This is a genomic window from Micromonospora sp. MH33 (assembly GCF_003013775.1).
GTDB lineage: Bacteria > Actinomycetota > Actinomycetes > Mycobacteriales > Micromonosporaceae > Micromonospora > Micromonospora fulviviridis.
Genome location: NZ_MUYZ01000168.1, coordinates 1 through 14,476 on the forward strand (window position 1 = coordinate 1; position 14,476 = coordinate 14,476).

The 14,476-nt window shown below is 74.6% G+C and carries 18 protein-coding genes and 2 pseudogenes; 15 read left to right on the forward strand and 5 right to left on the reverse strand.

The genetic code is table 11. From position 1 onward, the window contains the following. On the reverse strand, positions 1–259 hold a 259-nt coding region (locus B0E53_RS38725; RefSeq protein WP_210406180.1), incomplete at its 3' end, for a hypothetical protein. On the opposite strand from B0E53_RS38725, the gene B0E53_RS22830 reads away from it, so the two are divergent. From B0E53_RS22830 to B0E53_RS22845, 4 genes are all read left to right on the forward strand, one after another. After that, positions 236–1,177, forward strand: a complete 942-nt coding sequence (locus B0E53_RS22830) for an ABC transporter ATP-binding protein (RefSeq protein WP_107077933.1) — start codon at positions 236–238, stop codon at positions 1,175–1,177. The genes B0E53_RS38725 and B0E53_RS22830 overlap by 24 nt on opposite strands. Continuing rightward, entirely contained in the window at positions 1,174–1,911 is a 738-nt protein-coding gene (locus tag B0E53_RS22835; RefSeq protein WP_107077934.1) for an ABC transporter permease, read from the forward strand. The genes B0E53_RS22830 and B0E53_RS22835 overlap by 4 nt, the downstream gene beginning before the upstream one ends. A gap of 199 nt (positions 1,912–2,110) precedes the next feature. Then, positions 2,111–2,425 (forward strand): DUF5988 family protein, encoded by a 315-nt coding sequence (locus tag B0E53_RS22840; protein ID WP_246835549.1) that lies wholly within the window; start codon positions 2,111–2,113, stop codon positions 2,423–2,425. An 18-nt stretch (positions 2,426–2,443) separates the two neighbouring features. Beyond that, on the forward strand, positions 2,444–2,818 hold the full coding sequence (locus B0E53_RS22845; RefSeq protein ID WP_107077935.1) for a VOC family protein: 375 nt from the start codon (positions 2,444–2,446) through the stop codon (positions 2,816–2,818). A gap of 63 nt (positions 2,819–2,881) precedes the next feature. Here B0E53_RS22845 and B0E53_RS22850 read toward each other — a convergent pair whose 3' ends face one another. Beyond that, a complete protein-coding gene (locus B0E53_RS22850; protein WP_168215390.1) occupies positions 2,882–3,712 on the reverse strand; it encodes a glycosyltransferase family 8 protein in 831 nt (276 codons plus the stop codon). Positions 3,713–3,983: 271 nt separating this feature from the next. Here B0E53_RS22850 and B0E53_RS39575 point away from each other — a divergent pair. Both B0E53_RS39575 and B0E53_RS22855 read left to right on the forward strand, forming a co-directional pair. Further along, positions 3,984–4,107, forward strand: a pseudogene (locus B0E53_RS39575) (CoA transferase); the annotation flags it as partial. A gap of 27 nt (positions 4,108–4,134) precedes the next feature. Continuing rightward, positions 4,135–4,959, forward strand: a complete 825-nt coding sequence (locus tag B0E53_RS22855) for a CaiB/BaiF CoA-transferase family protein (RefSeq protein ID WP_246835551.1) — start codon at positions 4,135–4,137, stop codon at positions 4,957–4,959. Positions 4,960–4,963: 4 nt separating this feature from the next. On the opposite strand, the gene B0E53_RS22860 is transcribed toward B0E53_RS22855, so the two are convergent. After that, positions 4,964–5,542 carry a TetR/AcrR family transcriptional regulator gene (locus B0E53_RS22860; RefSeq protein ID WP_107077937.1) on the reverse strand — a complete coding sequence of 193 codons (579 nt, stop codon included), beginning with the start codon at positions 5,540–5,542 and terminating at the stop codon, positions 4,964–4,966. Between the two features lie 141 nt (positions 5,543–5,683). On the opposite strand from B0E53_RS22860, the gene B0E53_RS22865 reads away from it, so the two are divergent. Then, on the forward strand, positions 5,684–6,877 hold the full coding sequence (locus tag B0E53_RS22865; protein ID WP_107077938.1) for an acetyl-CoA C-acyltransferase: 1,194 nt from the start codon (positions 5,684–5,686) through the stop codon (positions 6,875–6,877). Between the two features lie 19 nt (positions 6,878–6,896). Here B0E53_RS22865 and B0E53_RS22870 read toward each other — a convergent pair whose 3' ends face one another. Continuing rightward, on the reverse strand, positions 6,897–7,325 hold the full coding sequence (locus B0E53_RS22870) for a PPOX class F420-dependent oxidoreductase (RefSeq protein ID WP_107077939.1): 429 nt from the start codon (positions 7,323–7,325) through the stop codon (positions 6,897–6,899). A 142-nt stretch (positions 7,326–7,467) separates the two neighbouring features. Here B0E53_RS22870 and B0E53_RS22875 point away from each other — a divergent pair, with 142 nt between their 5' ends. Further along, the gene (locus tag B0E53_RS22875; protein WP_246835550.1) at positions 7,468–8,679 is read left to right on the forward strand and encodes an LCP family protein; all 1,212 of its coding nucleotides are present in this window, start codon (positions 7,468–7,470) and stop codon (positions 8,677–8,679) included. A gap of 54 nt (positions 8,680–8,733) precedes the next feature. On the opposite strand, the gene B0E53_RS22880 is transcribed toward B0E53_RS22875, so the two are convergent. Continuing rightward, entirely contained in the window at positions 8,734–9,792 is a 1,059-nt protein-coding gene (locus tag B0E53_RS22880; RefSeq protein WP_107077940.1) for a S8 family peptidase, read from the reverse strand. Between the two features lie 189 nt (positions 9,793–9,981). Here B0E53_RS22880 and B0E53_RS22885 point away from each other — a divergent pair, with 189 nt between their 5' ends. From B0E53_RS22885 to B0E53_RS22915, 7 genes and pseudogenes are all read left to right on the forward strand, one after another. Further along, positions 9,982–10,635 (forward strand): hypothetical protein, encoded by a 654-nt coding sequence (locus B0E53_RS22885; RefSeq protein WP_107077947.1) that lies wholly within the window; start codon positions 9,982–9,984, stop codon positions 10,633–10,635. 1 nt (position 10,636) lies between these two features. Then, complete coding sequence (locus tag B0E53_RS22890; protein WP_107077941.1) at positions 10,637–10,936, forward strand: hypothetical protein; 300 nt, start codon at positions 10,637–10,639, stop codon at positions 10,934–10,936. A 1-nt stretch (position 10,937) separates the two neighbouring features. Beyond that, positions 10,938–12,089, forward strand: a complete 1,152-nt coding sequence (locus B0E53_RS22895; RefSeq protein WP_107077942.1) for a hypothetical protein — start codon at positions 10,938–10,940, stop codon at positions 12,087–12,089. 19 nt (positions 12,090–12,108) lie between these two features. After that, positions 12,109–12,606, forward strand: coding sequence for a phage baseplate assembly protein V (locus tag B0E53_RS22900; RefSeq protein WP_107077943.1), 498 nt, complete (start codon positions 12,109–12,111; stop codon positions 12,604–12,606). Beyond that, positions 12,606–12,923 carry a hypothetical protein gene (locus B0E53_RS22905; RefSeq protein ID WP_091261547.1) on the forward strand — a complete coding sequence of 106 codons (318 nt, stop codon included), beginning with the start codon at positions 12,606–12,608 and terminating at the stop codon, positions 12,921–12,923. The genes B0E53_RS22900 and B0E53_RS22905 overlap by 1 nt, the downstream gene beginning before the upstream one ends. Continuing rightward, positions 12,920–13,303, forward strand: coding sequence for a GPW/gp25 family protein (locus tag B0E53_RS22910; protein ID WP_107077944.1), 384 nt, complete (start codon positions 12,920–12,922; stop codon positions 13,301–13,303). The genes B0E53_RS22905 and B0E53_RS22910 overlap by 4 nt, the downstream gene beginning before the upstream one ends. Continuing rightward, a pseudogene (locus B0E53_RS22915) lies at positions 13,300–14,476 on the forward strand (hypothetical protein); the annotation flags it as partial. The gene B0E53_RS22910 and the pseudogene B0E53_RS22915, both read left to right, overlap by 4 nt.

Genomic DNA, 14,476 nt, shown 5'->3' on the forward strand with positions numbered 1-14,476 from the left:
GTGGCGGCCCTGCGTGTTCCCCGACGCCGGGCCGGACGACCCGACCGTAGCCGGGGCACCCCGGGCCGGCCACCCCTACCGGCGACACGCCGGCGGACCACGACACCCCCGGTTCATCCGCCGAAGGGTTGAACCGCGCCTCGGTTGCCCGGATGATGGGCGGCGTCGACCCGCCGGGCGGGCCGACCATCGACCGCACCCCGTATTCGACGCCGCCCACGGAGGACCACGCCAGATGCCGGTCATCGAAGTCGAGCACCTGCACAAGAGGTACGGCGACAAGGTGGCGGTCGACGACGTCTCGTTCACCGTGGAGCAGGGCGAGATCTTCGGCGTGCTCGGCCCCAACGGCGCCGGCAAGACCACCACGGTGGAGTGCGTCCAGGGCCTGCGCCGCGCCGACGGCGGCCGGGTGCGGGTGCTGGGCCTCGACCCGGTGCGGGACCGGACCGAGGTGCGCCAGCGCGTCGGCGCCCAGTTGCAGGAGAGCCAGCTCCCCGACAAGCTGCGCGTCCGCGAGGCGCTGGACCTCTACCGGTCCTTCTACCGCAACCGCGCCGACATCGACGAGTTGCTGGCCGACCTGGGCCTGGCCGAGCAGCGCGACACCGCCTTCCACAAGCTCTCCGGCGGCCAGAAGCAGCGGCTCTCGGTGGCCCTGGCGCTGGTCGGCCGGCCCGAGATCGCGATTCTCGACGAGCTGACCACCGGCCTGGACCCGCAGGGCCGGCGGGACACCTGGGACCTGGTCGAACGGATCCGCGACCGGGGCGTGACCGTCGTGCTGGTCACCCACCTGATGGAGGAGGCCGAGCGGCTCTGCGACCGGCTCGCGGTCATCGACGCGGGCCGGGTGGTGGCCATCGACACCCCGGCCGGCCTGCTGTCCCGGGTCGGCACGGAGCACCGCGTGCACTTCCGTCCGCTGGGTGCCCTCGACGACGCCGTCCTGGCGGCGCTGCCCGAGGTCACCGGGGTGAGCCGCAGCGGCGACGAGGTGACCGTCACCGGGCCCGAGGAGGTGCTCCAGGCGGTGCTCTCGGCGCTGGCCGAGCGGAAGATCCGCTACACCGGGCTCCGCGTGGACCAACCCACCCTGGACGACGCCTTCGTCTCCCTGACCGGTCGTACCGCGCGTACCGGCACCTCGCCGACCATCGACGGAAGGTCCTCGTGAACGCCCTGTCCAAGCTCGTCGCCGTCGAGGCCAAGCTGTTCCTGCGCGAGCCGGTGTCGTTGTTCTTCGTCTTCGCGCTGCCGCTGGGCCTGATGCTCGTGTTCGGCCTGCCGCAGCGCGGCTCCACCACCGAGGGCACGGGGCAGCACGGAGAGCTGACCTTCCTGCCGTCCCTCGCGCTCGCCCTGACCATCGGCATGCTCGCCCTGTTCACGCTGCCGATGGCGCTGGGCATCTACCGGGAGCGGCGGGTGCTGCGGCGGCTGGCCACCACCCCGGTCAACCCGGCGCTGCTGCTCATCGCCCAGGTGGTGGTCAACCTGGCCATGGGGGTGGCCGGCGCCGTGGTGACCGCGCTCGGCGTCCGGCTGCTGCTGGACCAGCCGGCCCCGGCCAACGTCCCGGCCTTCGTGCTGGCCTTCCTGCTCGGGGTGGCCTGCCTGTTCGCGATCGGGTTGCTGATCGCCGCGCTGGCCCCGTCCGCCCGGGCCGCCCAGTCCATCGGGCCGACGCTGTTCTTCCCGCTGCTCTTCCTCGCCGGGGCCTGGCTGCCCCGCGACCAGATGCCCACCGTGCTGGCCCGGATCGGCGACTACTCGCCGCTCGGGGCCACCGTGGACACCATCGCCGCGGCGTGGGCCGGGCAGACCCCGGCCGTCCCGCAACTGCTCGCCCTCGCCGTCACGGCCGTGCTCGGTTGCCTGCTCGCGGTGCGCTTCTTCCGCTGGGAGTAGCACCCCCCGGGGCACTCCGTTAGGGGGTGCCTAAGGGTTCTGGCGATCTGTGAGCTGGATTACGTTCGATTCGCCCGAGAGGTCGTCGCCGGACGGTGCGGGACAACCCGCCTCCGGACCGGCGAGGTCTCTCCGGTGCGGCGCCGCGACAGCGGCCCGCGCACGGCGCGGCGGAACGACGAGCGACGGAGGTCGTGCGATGACAGCTTCTTCCGATCCCGCCCCGACCGTCCGGACGGCGGACTCCTTCGTCAACGGTGACGACCGGATCGCCTGGTCGGTACAGGCCAACCAGATAGGCACGGACGCCACCGGCATCGTCGAGGCGGTGCTGGAGGGTGGGCCGGCGACGCTGCCGGCCGAGCTGCGTAGCCACCGGGTGTCCCCGGTGGATTCCAAGATCAAAGTACGCCACTACGGGGGCTACGAGCACTTCGAACGGGACTCCACCGGGGTCGCCGCCGGGGCGCCCGTGGTGTTCCGCTGGACCGGGCGTACCCGCATCGCCGAGTGAACGGAAGGCGGTAGGTCGATGGGTGTCGGGGATCCGGCGGCCGGCGCGTACCTCACGGTGAACGACGTGGCCACGGTGACCGCGTTCTACGCGGAGGTCTTCGAGGCCGTGCCGGTGCAGCGGGAGTGCCTGCCGGACGGGCGGGTCCTGCACGCCGAACTGGTCGTCGGCGGACACCGGCTGACGGTCAGCGAGTGGTGCGACCCCCCGGCCGAGGCGGCCGGGCCGGCCGGCCCGCTGCCGCTGGCAGCCGCCGACCCGCACCTGCTGGTCCAGCGGGCCCTGGCGGCCGGCGCGACCCTCGAGCCCGGTGCCGGCGGGCCGGTGGACGTGGTGTTCCGGGACCCGGCCGGGCAGCGCTGGGCGGTGACCGGAGCGGGCCGGACCGGATAGCCCCGACCCTCGGACAGGCCTCGGCCCCGCCACCGTCGCCGGTGGCGGGGCCGATTTACGCGATCAGCGGCGGACGCTCGGGCGCATACCGCCGCTGCGCCGCCGGTGTTGCCAGTAGAGGTCCCGGCGGGCGCCCTTCGGGAAGCCGGGCAGCCAGGGCTTGACCGGCCCGGCCGGGTGGATGATCGCCGAGTCGGTGAGCTTGCCGCCGAACTCGGGCTCCCGCCGCCAGGCCATCAGGTCGTTCCACCGGTGCGGCAGCCGCAGCCAGTTGTCGTAGACGGCGAAGTTGAGCGCGTCCTGGTCCGGATAGCGCGACTCGTGCGCGTGCCGGCCGAGATAGGCCAGCGACGTCTCGGTGACCTCGCACTCCTTCCACCGGTCGACGTCGATCAGCAGCACCCCGGAGTTGAAATAGAGGGCGTACGGGTCGAGGTCGGTGTAGCCGGACAGCCCCGGGATGCCGCCGATGTCGAGCAGCCGGCGGTTGAACGGGTCGCGCACGGCCCCGAGCGGCTTACCGCCCATGTCCACCTCGAACAGGGGCCGGAGACTGTTGGTGCACATCGTGTCGCAGTCCAGGTAGAGCACCCGGCGCACGTCCGCCGGCAGCGCCGCCGGCACCAGCAGCCGCAGGTACATGGCGGGGGACAGGTACGCCATCACCGGGTCGTTGCCCTTGGGCAGGTTGACCGGGGAGGTGTCCACCGTCAGGTACTCCACGGTCGCGTTCGGCCCGGCGACCCGGGCGAGGGTGGCCCGGGCCGCGGCCGGCACGTCGTCGGCGATCAGCCAGTACCGGAGCGCCTCGCCCGGGTTCGACTCGGCGACGGTCGACATGACGACCGCGGCGTGCGCCGCGTACGCGGCGTCAAAGGTCAGGGTGAGGTCCAACGTGCTCTCCTTCGCTTGGCTGGCGCGAGCGCAACTCCGAGAAAGTAGCCGCGGAATTGTCGGCGCGGCAAGGAGAAACAATTCCCTCAGGGGTTCAGAAATGGACCCCTCAATTCACCCCTCAATTCGAGGCCGTCGCTGGACATGCGGCGGGCCGCCATTCGATCCGATCGACGGGGCGACCGGGGACGCCGGGCGGCGGCCGGTGTGCCATCGTTGGCCGTCCGGTCCGGGCCGCCGTGGCGCGTGCCCCGAGAGGGAGGGAGCGGCCATGGGGGAGGGTTCGTCCGGGCCGCTGCGCGGCGTCCTCGTCGCGGACTTCTCCCGGATCCTGGCCGGGCCGTACGCGACCATGCTCCTGGCCGACCTGGGCGCCGACGTGGTCAAGGTGGAGGCGCCGGGCGGCGCTCCGGCCCGGCGCGCTGCGCCGCTTCGGCCTCGACCACGACACCGTCACCGCCGCCAACCCGCGGCTGGTGTACGCCTCGATCAGCGGGTTCGGCGCGGCCGGCGGCGCGGACCTGCCCGGGTACGACCTCATGGTGCAGGCGGCGTCCGGGTTGATGAGCCTGACCGGGGCGGCCGACGGCCCGCCGTACAAGGCGGGGGTGGCCGTCTTCGACGTGATCGCCGGGCTGCACGCGGCGGTCGGGATCCTGGCCGCGCTGCACCACCGGGCGGCCACCGGCGTCGGGCAGCACGTCGAGGTGGACCTGCTCTCCTCGGCCCTGTCCGGGCTGGTCAACCACGCCAGCGCGCACGTCGCCCGGGGAGTGGTGCCGCACCGGATGGGCAACGCCCACCCGAGCATCGTGCCGTACGAGCCGTTGCCCACCGCCGACGGCGAGCTGGTGGTGATCGCCGGCAACGACGGCCAGTTCCGCATCCTGTGCCAGGTCCTCGGCCTGCCCGGCCTGCCCGACGACCCGCGGTTCCGGCGCAACCGGGACCGCACCGCGCACCGCGATGCGCTGCGGCCGTTGCTGGTGGCCGCGCTGGCCGGCCGGACCAGCGCCGAGTGGTTCCGCGAGCTGCGCGCGGCGGGTGTGCCGTGCAGCCCCATCAACTCGGTCGCCGACGGGCTGGCCCTGGCCGAGGGGCTCGGGCTCGACCCGGTGGTCACGGTCGACGGCGTGCCGGGGGTGCGCCACCCAATCGGCCTGTCGGCCACCCCACCCCGCTACGACCTTCCGCCGCCGGGGCTGGACGAGCACGGCGCGCAGCTGCGTGCCTGGCTGGCCGGGTGAGCGGTCAGCGCGCCGTGACGTCGGCGAGCAGGTCCTCGACGAGCCCGGTCGCGGTCCGCGCCGCGGCGGCGGCGTCCGGGCGGGCGGCGCTGGCGTACAGCCCCTCCACGACCAGCCAGATCCGGTCGGCGAGCCGTCCCGGGTCGGCCACGTCGAGCCGGGCCACCAGGGCGTCGATCTCGGCCCGGGTGTCGCGCAGGTAGTCGCGGGCCAGCCGGCCGGGCTCGCCCGCGTCGCCGGGGAACTCGGCGAGGTAGAGGCGGAACGCGCAGCCCCGGAAGTCCGGCCCGGTGGCGGTGTCGGCGATCTCCGCGACCAGCGCCCGCAGCCGGGCCGCCGGGTCGTCGGGCAGCCCTTCGGTCGCCGCGCCGGCGGCCTGCTCCCGCTCCCGCCGGCATCCCCGCAGATAGGCGGCGACCAGGTCGTCCTTGCTGGGGAAGTGGGTGTAGAGCAGGTTCTTGCCGCAGCCGGCAGCGTCGATCACCTGGTTCATGCCGACGGCGCGGATCCCGTGGCGGTAGAACAGCTCGCCGGCGGTGCGCAGGATCCGTTCCCGGCTCCCCGGGGCGGCGGTGCGGGCCATCGCTTCCTCCTTCGCTCGGGCCTGTGGCGAGGATAACGGACCGATCGGTCCGACGGCGATTGACCGGTGGGCGGCCGGCGATGCAGTATCGGACCACTCGGTCCCGGACTGATCGGTCCGGCAACGTCCCAGGAGGCAGCGATGCGCGACGCGGTCATCGTCGAGGCGGTACGGACCCCGGTGGGTCGGGCGAAGCGGGGCGGGGCGTACCTCGACGTCCACCCGGTGGACCTGCACGCGCACGCCCTGCGCAGCCTGGTCGCCCGGGTGCCGGGGCTGGACCCCGTCGAGATCGACGACGTCATCGGCGGCACCGTCGCCCAGGTCGGCGAGCAGAGCACCAACACCACCCGGCTCGCCGCGCTGGCCGCCGGTTTCCCCGAGTCGGTGCCCGGAGTGACCGTGGACCGGCAGTGCGGCAGCAGCCAGCAGGCGCTCAGCTTCGCCGCCCAGGGCCTGGTCGCCGGCGCGTACGACATCGTGGTGGCCTCCGGCGTCGAGTCGATGAGCCGGGTGCCGATCGGCAGCGCCGCCGTGGTCGACGGGGTGCGCACCGACTTCGCCGGGCCCGCCGTCGCCGCGCGCTACCCGGGCGGCCTCGTCCCGCAGGGCGTCGCCGCCGAGCTGATCGCCCGCAAGTGGGGCCTGTCCCGCACCCGGCTCGACGAGTACGCCGCCACCAGCCACCAGCGGGCCGCCGAGGCGTGGCGGCAGGGGCGGTTCGCCGGCCAGGTCGCCCCGCTGCCGGGCGTCGACCTCGCCATGGACGAGACCATCCGGCCCGCGACCACGGTGGCCCGCCTCGCCGAACTGCCACCGGCCTTCGCCGCCGAGCACTGGACCGCCCGCTTCGGCGAGCTGGACTGGAAGGTCACCGCCGGCAACTCCAGCCCGCTCAACGACGGCGCGGCGGCCCTGCTGCTCACCACCGGCGAGACGGCCCGCCGGCGCGGGTGGCGGCCCCGGGCCCGGATCCACACCGCCACGGTGGTCGGCGACGACCCGATCATGATGCTCACCGGCATCATCCCGGCCACCGCCAAGGTGCTCGCCCGGGCCGGCCTCACCATCGGTGACATCGACGCGTTCGAGGTCAACGAGGCGTTCTCCTCGGTCGTGCTGGCCTGGCTGGCCGAGACCGGCGCCGACCCGGCGAAGGTGAACGTCGACGGCGGCGCGATCGCCATCGGCCACCCGCTCGGGGCCAGCGGCGCCCGGCTCGCCACCACCCTGCTGCACGTCCTCGAGCGCACCGGCGGCCGCTACGGCCTGCAGACCATGTGCGAGGCCGGCGGCACCGCCAACGCCACGATCATCGAACGCCTCGACGGCTGACCGAACGGGTGCGGGCCGGTCAGTCCGCGATGCCGCTGAACGCGACCACGTGCTCGGCCCGCAGCCGGACCAGCAGCTCCCCGGGCACGGCGTTGCGCCGGCCGTACTCCTCGGCGCGCTCCGGGCCCATGTAGCGGGCGGCGATCCGGGTGGACCAGGGCAGCGACTCGACCGGGTCCTCGCTGATCGTCACCGTGCCCCGCACGGTCACGAAGGCGTACGGCGGGTGCTCCTCGTCGACGGTCAGCGCGGCCCGGGGGTCGCGTGCCAGGTTGCGCCCCTTCACGCTGCTCCGGCCGGTGTTGAAGATCAGATCGTCGCCGTCGAGCACGAACCAGATCGGCGCCACGTGCGGGGAGCCGTCGGCCCGCACGGTGGCCAGCTTTCCCGTCCGGGTGCCGGCGGTGACGAAGGCCCGCCACTGGTCGTCGCTCATCCGCTGCGCCATGCGGCCATTCTGGCCCACCACCCCGACATCCCGGCCCCGGCCCGCTCCCAGCCAGCTCACAGCCGCGCGACCTGTCCGGCCGGGCCGGGCGCGACGTAGCCTGGACCGGCCCGCCACCCCCTCTGACCTGGGAGATCACACGGTGTCGTACCCCATCACCGCCGGGCCGTCCGGTCCGGTCCGGCCGCGCCGGTCCGCGCGGCGGCCCTGGCCGCGCTGGGCCCGGTGGTGCGTGGCGGTCGGCACCACGCTCATGACGCTGAGCGGGGTGGCGCTGGGCGGCAGCGCCTACCTGCTGCACGCGGCGACGGGCGAGGTCACCCGGCAGAACCTGCTCGGCGCCGCGGCCGTACCGAGCGAGCAGCACCGGACGATCACCGGGGCCAAGAACGTCCTGCTCGTCGGGGTCGACACCCGCCCGAACCAGGACCCGAGCCAGCTCACCCGCGCGGACTCGATCATGCTGCTGCACGTCCCGGCCGACCACACCCAGGCGTACCTGGTCTCGCTGCCGCGGGACTCGCTGGTCACCATCCCGGCGTACGACAACGGTGCGACGCCCTTCCGCGGCGGGCAGAACAAGATCAACTCCGCCTTCGCCTTCGGCAGCCGGGGACTGACCGGCTCCGCGGCGCTCTCGCACGGCTTCGAACTGCTGGCACTGACCGTCCGCGACCTGACCGGCATCACCCCCGACGCCGGCGCGATCATCGACTTCCAGGGCTTCAAGCAGATCATCCAGGTGCTCGGCCAGGTCTGCATGTACGTGGACGAGACCACCACCTCGATCCACGTCGGGCACGACGCCGCCGGCAAGCCCGCCGCGCCGTACGCCATCAACCCCGACGGCACCGTGAACCACCGCATCGCCGGCGTCACCCCGAACGTCTACCCCAAGGGCCAGCACTGCCTCGACCCGACGCAGGCGCTGGACTTCGTCCGGCAGCGGGACCTGCTGGCCGACCACGACTTCGACTACGGCCGGCAGCGCCACCAGCAGCAGTTCGTCAAGGCGGTGCTCACCCAGGTGGTCAGCCAGGGGCTCGACTCACCGACGAAGCTGCCCGGGCTGCTCTCGGCGGTCGGCCGGACGATGACCGTGGACGACGGCGGCATCCCCCTGGCCGACTGGGCCTTCGCCATGCGCGGCGTCAAGCCCGACTCGATCACCACGATCAAGACCAACGGCGGCACCTTCAACAGCCGTACCGTGCCGGGCGTCGGCAGCGCCGAGATCCTCAGCCCGACCAGCCTGCAACTGCTGCGCGCGGTGCGCGACGACACGGTCGCGGCGTTCGTCGCGGCCCACCCGGGCTGGGTGGCCGACTCCGCCCCGGCGTCCCCGGCGCACTAGCCCCGGCCCGGAAGGTGCCCCGGGCCGGGGCATCGCGCGGACGTTCCGGCGGCCTCAGGTGCGCGGCGCGGCCACGGCGGCCTGGGCGTCGACGATGCCCCAGCCGTACAGCGGCGTGTAGGCGCCGCGCAGACCGGCCACCGGGGTCCGGGCGGTGGACATCAGCACCGAGTAGACGTTCGCCACGCTGCGCCCCTGGGCGGCGAGCAGCGCCGCGACCCCGGACACGTACGGCGTGGCCATCGACGTGCCGGCGTAGGCGTCGTAGTCGCTCTGCCCGCAGGTGGCCGAGCCGGCCCCCACCGGGACGCTGGACCAGATGTCGTCGTCGCAGTTGACGAGTCCGGCGCCGCCGGGTGCGGCGACGGCCTTCAGGTCAGTTTTCACACCCAGGTTCGAGTACCACGCCTTGACCTCGTTCCGGTCGGTGGCGGCGACGCAGAGGGCCCCGGCCTCCCAGGCCGGGGTGTCGCACAGCGGCGCCGTCTCGTTGCCGGCGGCCGCGATGACGGCGACACCCTTCGCTTGCGCGTACGCGATCGCCTCGGTCGCGTCGGACTCCAGACCGGTGAGGGTGAGGGCCTGGGTGCCGGGCAGTGCGCCGAGGCTGAGGTTGACCACCTTGGCGCCGTGGTCGGCCGCGTAGCGGATGCCGGCGGCGATGTCGGCGAAGCTGCCGCTGCCCGCCTCCAGCACCTTGATCGGCATGATCTTCGCGTCCGGGGCGACGCCGGCGACACCGACGCCGTTCCCCGTGGCCGCGGCGGCGATACCGGCCACGTGGGTGCCGTGTTCGTCGCCGGCGTCGGGCACGCCGTTGGGGCCGCGCCAGTCGCCGTTACCGCACGAGCCCGGGCCGCAGTCGACGAAGGTCGCGCCGGCAACGAGCTTGGCCGCCAGATCCGGGTGGCTGAGATCGACGCCGGTGTCCACCACCGCGATGACCACACCCGCCCCCGTGCTGGTCGCCCAGGCCTGCTCGGCGTGGATCTGCCGCAGACCCCACTGCTTGTCGTACAACGGATCGTTGACGGCCGCCTCGGCAGGCGCCGCCGCGGCCGCCACCAGTGCGGTGACCACCGCGGTGCCGGCGAGTACCCGGGTGAACGACATGAGACCTCTCCTCCCCACAGACAGCACTTCATCTATGAATCGGAGATCGGGCGCGAGACGCAACAGCGGCACGATCACCCGACCGACCTGGCCGTGGGGAGGCACCGCCCGGATCACCCCATGAGGACGCGGCGTCGGCGTGACGCCGGGGTGACGGCGGGGCGACGGCTCCGCGGGACCCTCGGCGGCGTGAGCAGCTTCCCGGGCAGTCCGCGCACCCTGCGCGGCGCCATCATCGCGGTGGACCCGCTGGGGCCGCTGTCCCGGGTCGTGGTGTTCCAGTACAACCCGGACCAGGTGCAGCGCACCATCGCGCCCCGCTCCGGCGGGGAGTCCGGGCAGCGCGCCGCCGACGCGCACCGGGCCTGGGGCGCACCCACCGAGACGATCACCATGACGGTCGACGTCGACGCCGCCGACCAGTTGGAGACGGGCGACCCGGTGGCCGCCACCGTCGGCGTCCTGCCCCAGCTGTCCGTGCTGGAGATGCTGCTGCACCCGGGCAGCGTCCGGGTGATCGCCAACTCGGTGCTGCTGGCCGCCGGGACCATCGAGATCCTGCCGGTGGAGCTGCCCATGGCGGTGCTGGTCTGGGGGCCGGCCCGGGTGGTGCCGGTACGGATCACCCAGCTCGGCGTCACCGAGCAGGCGTTCAACCCCGCGCTGAGCCCGATCCGGGCCACCGTGGACGTCTCCGCCCAGGTGCTCACCTACGACGACCTGTCGCTGACCGACGTCGGCTACGGGCTCTACCTCGCGCACCTGGTCGCCAAGGAGGTCCTCGCCATGGTGGGCGCGGTCACCGGCGCCGTCGACGCCGTCACCGACCTGGCCGGAGCGTGACATGACCGGGCGCTACGACTCCGTGCCCGTCGCCGGCACCAGCGTGCCCGACGGCGCCGGCGGCCTGCGGGAGGTGCGCTACCTGCGCCGGCGGCCCCTGCCCGAGCTGCGCGACGTGCGGGCCGCCGCCACCCACCGGGTGACCGCCGGGGACCGGCTCGACCTGGTCAGCCACCGGTACCTGGGCGACGCCACCGCGTGGTGGCGGATCGCCGACGCGAACGGGGTGCTCGACCCGGAGGCGCTGACCGGCCCGGACGCCGAGGGCGAGCTGATCGTCATCCCGCTGCCGGGGGTGTGACGTGCTGCTCGGGTCCGGGCTGCGGCTCACCGTCCTGGCGGGACGGACCGTGCCGCTGCCGCTGTCGGTGGAGCTGGCCCAGCGCTGGCGCTCCACCCGGGTCACCGAGAGCGACGCCGAGCGCAGCGTGTTCTCCCTGGTCTTCGACGCCGGTCGGGCCGGCCCGCTGGCCGCCGTGGACAGCCCGTTCGGGCCGACCGGCCCGCTGGCCCCGTTCGCCCGGGTGGTGCTGGTGCTCACCTTCGGTGTGGTGCCGGCGGTGCTCTTCGACGGCATCGTCACCGAGACCCGGCTCGACCCGGGCACCGGCGCCGGGCGGGCCACCTTCACGGTCACCGGGGAGGACGTGGGCAACCTGCTCGACCGCGAGGACCGCGACGTCGAGCACCCCGCCCTCGACGACTACCTGACCGTGCTGAAGATCCTCGCCCCGTACGCGGCGCGCGGCATCCTGCCGAAGGCGCTGCCCGCGCCGGTCACCGACCCGCCGCTGCCGATCGACCGGATCCCCACCCAGCACGGCACCGACCTGGAACACCTGGCCGAACTCGCCGAGCGGCACAGCTACGTCACCTACGTCGACCCCGGCCCGGTGCCCGGGATCAGCTCGTTCTACTGGGGACCGCCGGTGCGCCTCGGCCTGCCCCAGCCCGCGCTCGCCGTCGACCTGGGCTCGGACAGCAACGTGCGGGAGGTCTCCTTCCGCACCGAGGCGACCCGGCCGGCCACCGTCACCGGGGCGGTGCACGACCGGCGGACCGGGGTCACGCTGCCGGTCGCCGCGGTGGTGAGCACCCGGCCGCCGCTGGCCGCCGTGCCGTTCGCCCTGGCCAACGCCGGTGACGTGCGGCGGCGCCGGCTGCGTGAGGGCAGCAGCGACGCGGTCTCCGCCTTCGCCCGCGCTCAGGGCGAGGTGGACCGGAGCGCCGACGCGCTGGTCGCCGAGGGCACCGCCGACGGCGCCCGGTACGGGGCGGTGCTGCGCCCGCGCGGCCTGGTCGGCATGCGCGGCGCCGGCTGGAGCCACGACGGGCTCTGGTACGTCCGCCAGGTGGAGCACGACCTCGCCTACGGCGGCTACCGGGTCGGCTTCACCCTGTCCCGGGACGGCCACGGCTCGGTCACCCCCGTGCTGCCCCGGAGCCCACTGTGACCACCCGGGAGGAGCGGCGATGACCCGGCAGTTCTTCGGCGTCTACCGGGGAAAGGTGGAGCAGAACCTGGACCCGATGCTGCGCGGACGGGTGCAGGTCTCCGTCCCGAAGGTGCTCGGCGACGGCCGGCTGGCGTGGGCCGAGCCGTGCGTGCCCTACGCCGGCAACGGCGTCGGCGGGTTCAACCTGCCGCCGGTGGGCGCCGCCGCCTGGGTGGCGTTCGAGGGCGGCAACCCCGACTACCCGGTCCTGTTGGGCTGCTACTGGCAGGTCGGCGAGTCGCCCGCACCCGGGCTGCCGCAGCAGCGGGTGTTCCAGTCCGACTCGGTCAGCGTCACGGTCAGCGACCTGCCCATGATGGGCGGCCTGACCATCGAGGTCGGGCCGCCGGCCGTGCTGATCCCGCTCAAGGTGGTGCTCGGCCCCGGCGGGATCGAACTGTCCACCGGGGCCACCAAGGTCGTCCTCGACGGCGTTCGCGTCTCGGTCAACGACGGCGCGCTGGAGGTGATGTGATGCCCGGACCCCTCGTGCACCAGGGCGCCGTGGTGATCTGCGCGCACGGCGGCCAGGCCATGCCCACCGTGCCCAACCCCCGGGTACGCGTCGGCGGGCAGGCCACCGTGCTGCTCGCCGCGCCGTGGACGGTGGCGGCGTGCCCGTTCCCGCCGGTCTCCGGCGGCCCCTGCGTCACCAGCGTGTGGAGCGTCGGCAGCGTCCGCGTGCGCTCGATGGGGCAGCCCCTCGTGCTGGCCTCCGGCCTGGCCACCTGCGCGCCGACCGGGGTGCCCCTCGCGGTCACCGCCAGCCAGTTCCGGGCGGTGGCGACGTGACCGCCGGCCGGCACGTCGGCTTCCCGCTGCGCGTGGGCGGCCGCGGCCGCACCGCCCTGGTCGGCGACGAGGAGTACCTGCGCGGCCTGGTCGAGGCGGTGCTCTTCACCCGCCCCGGCGAGCGGGTCAACCGGCCCGACTTCGGCAGCGGCGTCGACCGGCTGGTCTTCGCCCCGGCCGGCGACGAGATGGCGCACGCCACCCGGGCTCTGGTGCACGGCGCGCTGCAACGCTGGCTCGGCGACCTCGTGCAGATCGACGACGTGCGGGTCGAGGCGGTCGACGCCCAGTTGCGGGTTACCGTCAGCTACGTGCCGCTGGTCGCCGGCGCGGCCGTCGGCGAGCGCCGCAGCCTCACCGTCGTGGGCGGCACCCCGTGACCGCGCCGCTGCTCGACCGGGAGGCCCGCCGGGCGCTCGTCGAGGGGGAGAGCGCCCTCGACGGTATCGACCACGTCGAGGTGCTGTCGAACCGGCCCGGCAGCCCGGGCCACGTGCCCGGCGCGCCCCGCCAGCGCACCCTCCTCGTGCACCTGGTGCGCGGCCCGGTCCCCGCCGGCCTCGACGCCGGCCGGGTCCGCGTCCTCGGCGGGGTGCGGGTCGACCCGCGGGTCAACCCGGTGCGGGTGCTGTGGGCGTACCCGGCGAACGTGGTGGCGGCCGGGCCGCCGCCGGGGGTGACGGCGGCCGACCGGACGCTGGTCACCGGGGCGGTGCCGGCCCCCGCCCGGGGCCGGGTGCTGGTGGTGCGCACCTCCTCCAGCGGGGACTGGTCCAGCTACCTGCTCACCCTCACCGGCCCGGGCGGCGACGGCTTCCCGGCCGGCTTCGACGAGCCGCTGTCCAGCTGCCCGTTCGCCTTCGCCGTCGACTGCCCCGATGAACTGGACTGCCGGCCGGACGACGGCTGCCCCCCGGTGCCCGCCACCACCCCGGCCCTGGACTACCTGGCCCGCGACTACGCGAGGCTGCGCACCCGGCTGCTCGACCGGCTGGCCGTGCTGCTGCCCGGCTGGACCGACCGCAACCCGGCCGACCCGCTGGTCACCCTCGCCGAGCTGTTCGCGTACGTGGGGGACCGGCTCACCTACCGGCAGGACGCGATCGCCGCCGAGGCGCACCTGGCCACCGCCCGGCTGCGCCCCTCGGTGCGCCGGCACGCCCGGTTGCTGGACTACCGGATGCACGACGGCTGCGCGGCCCGGACCTGGCTGGCGTGGCGCACCGCCGCGCCGCTGACCCTCCCGGCGCGTACCCCGGTCGCCGGGGTCGAGGACCCGCTGCCGCCCGACGCGGGTGTGGAGGTCGCGGTGGACGCCGGCGCGACCGTCTTTGAGACCCTCGCCCCGGCGTCGCTGCGCCCGGCCCGCAACCAGCTCGACCTGCACACCTGGGGCGACCCGGACGCCTGCCTGCCGGCCGGCGCGACCAGCGGCTGGCTGCGCCACCCGGCCGGCGCCGACCAGCGAGCCGAGCCCCACCGCCAGCAGCGCCGCGAGGGGCCACCGGCGGCCGAACACCACCGCGAGGCCGAGCAGCGCCAGCGAGCCGGCC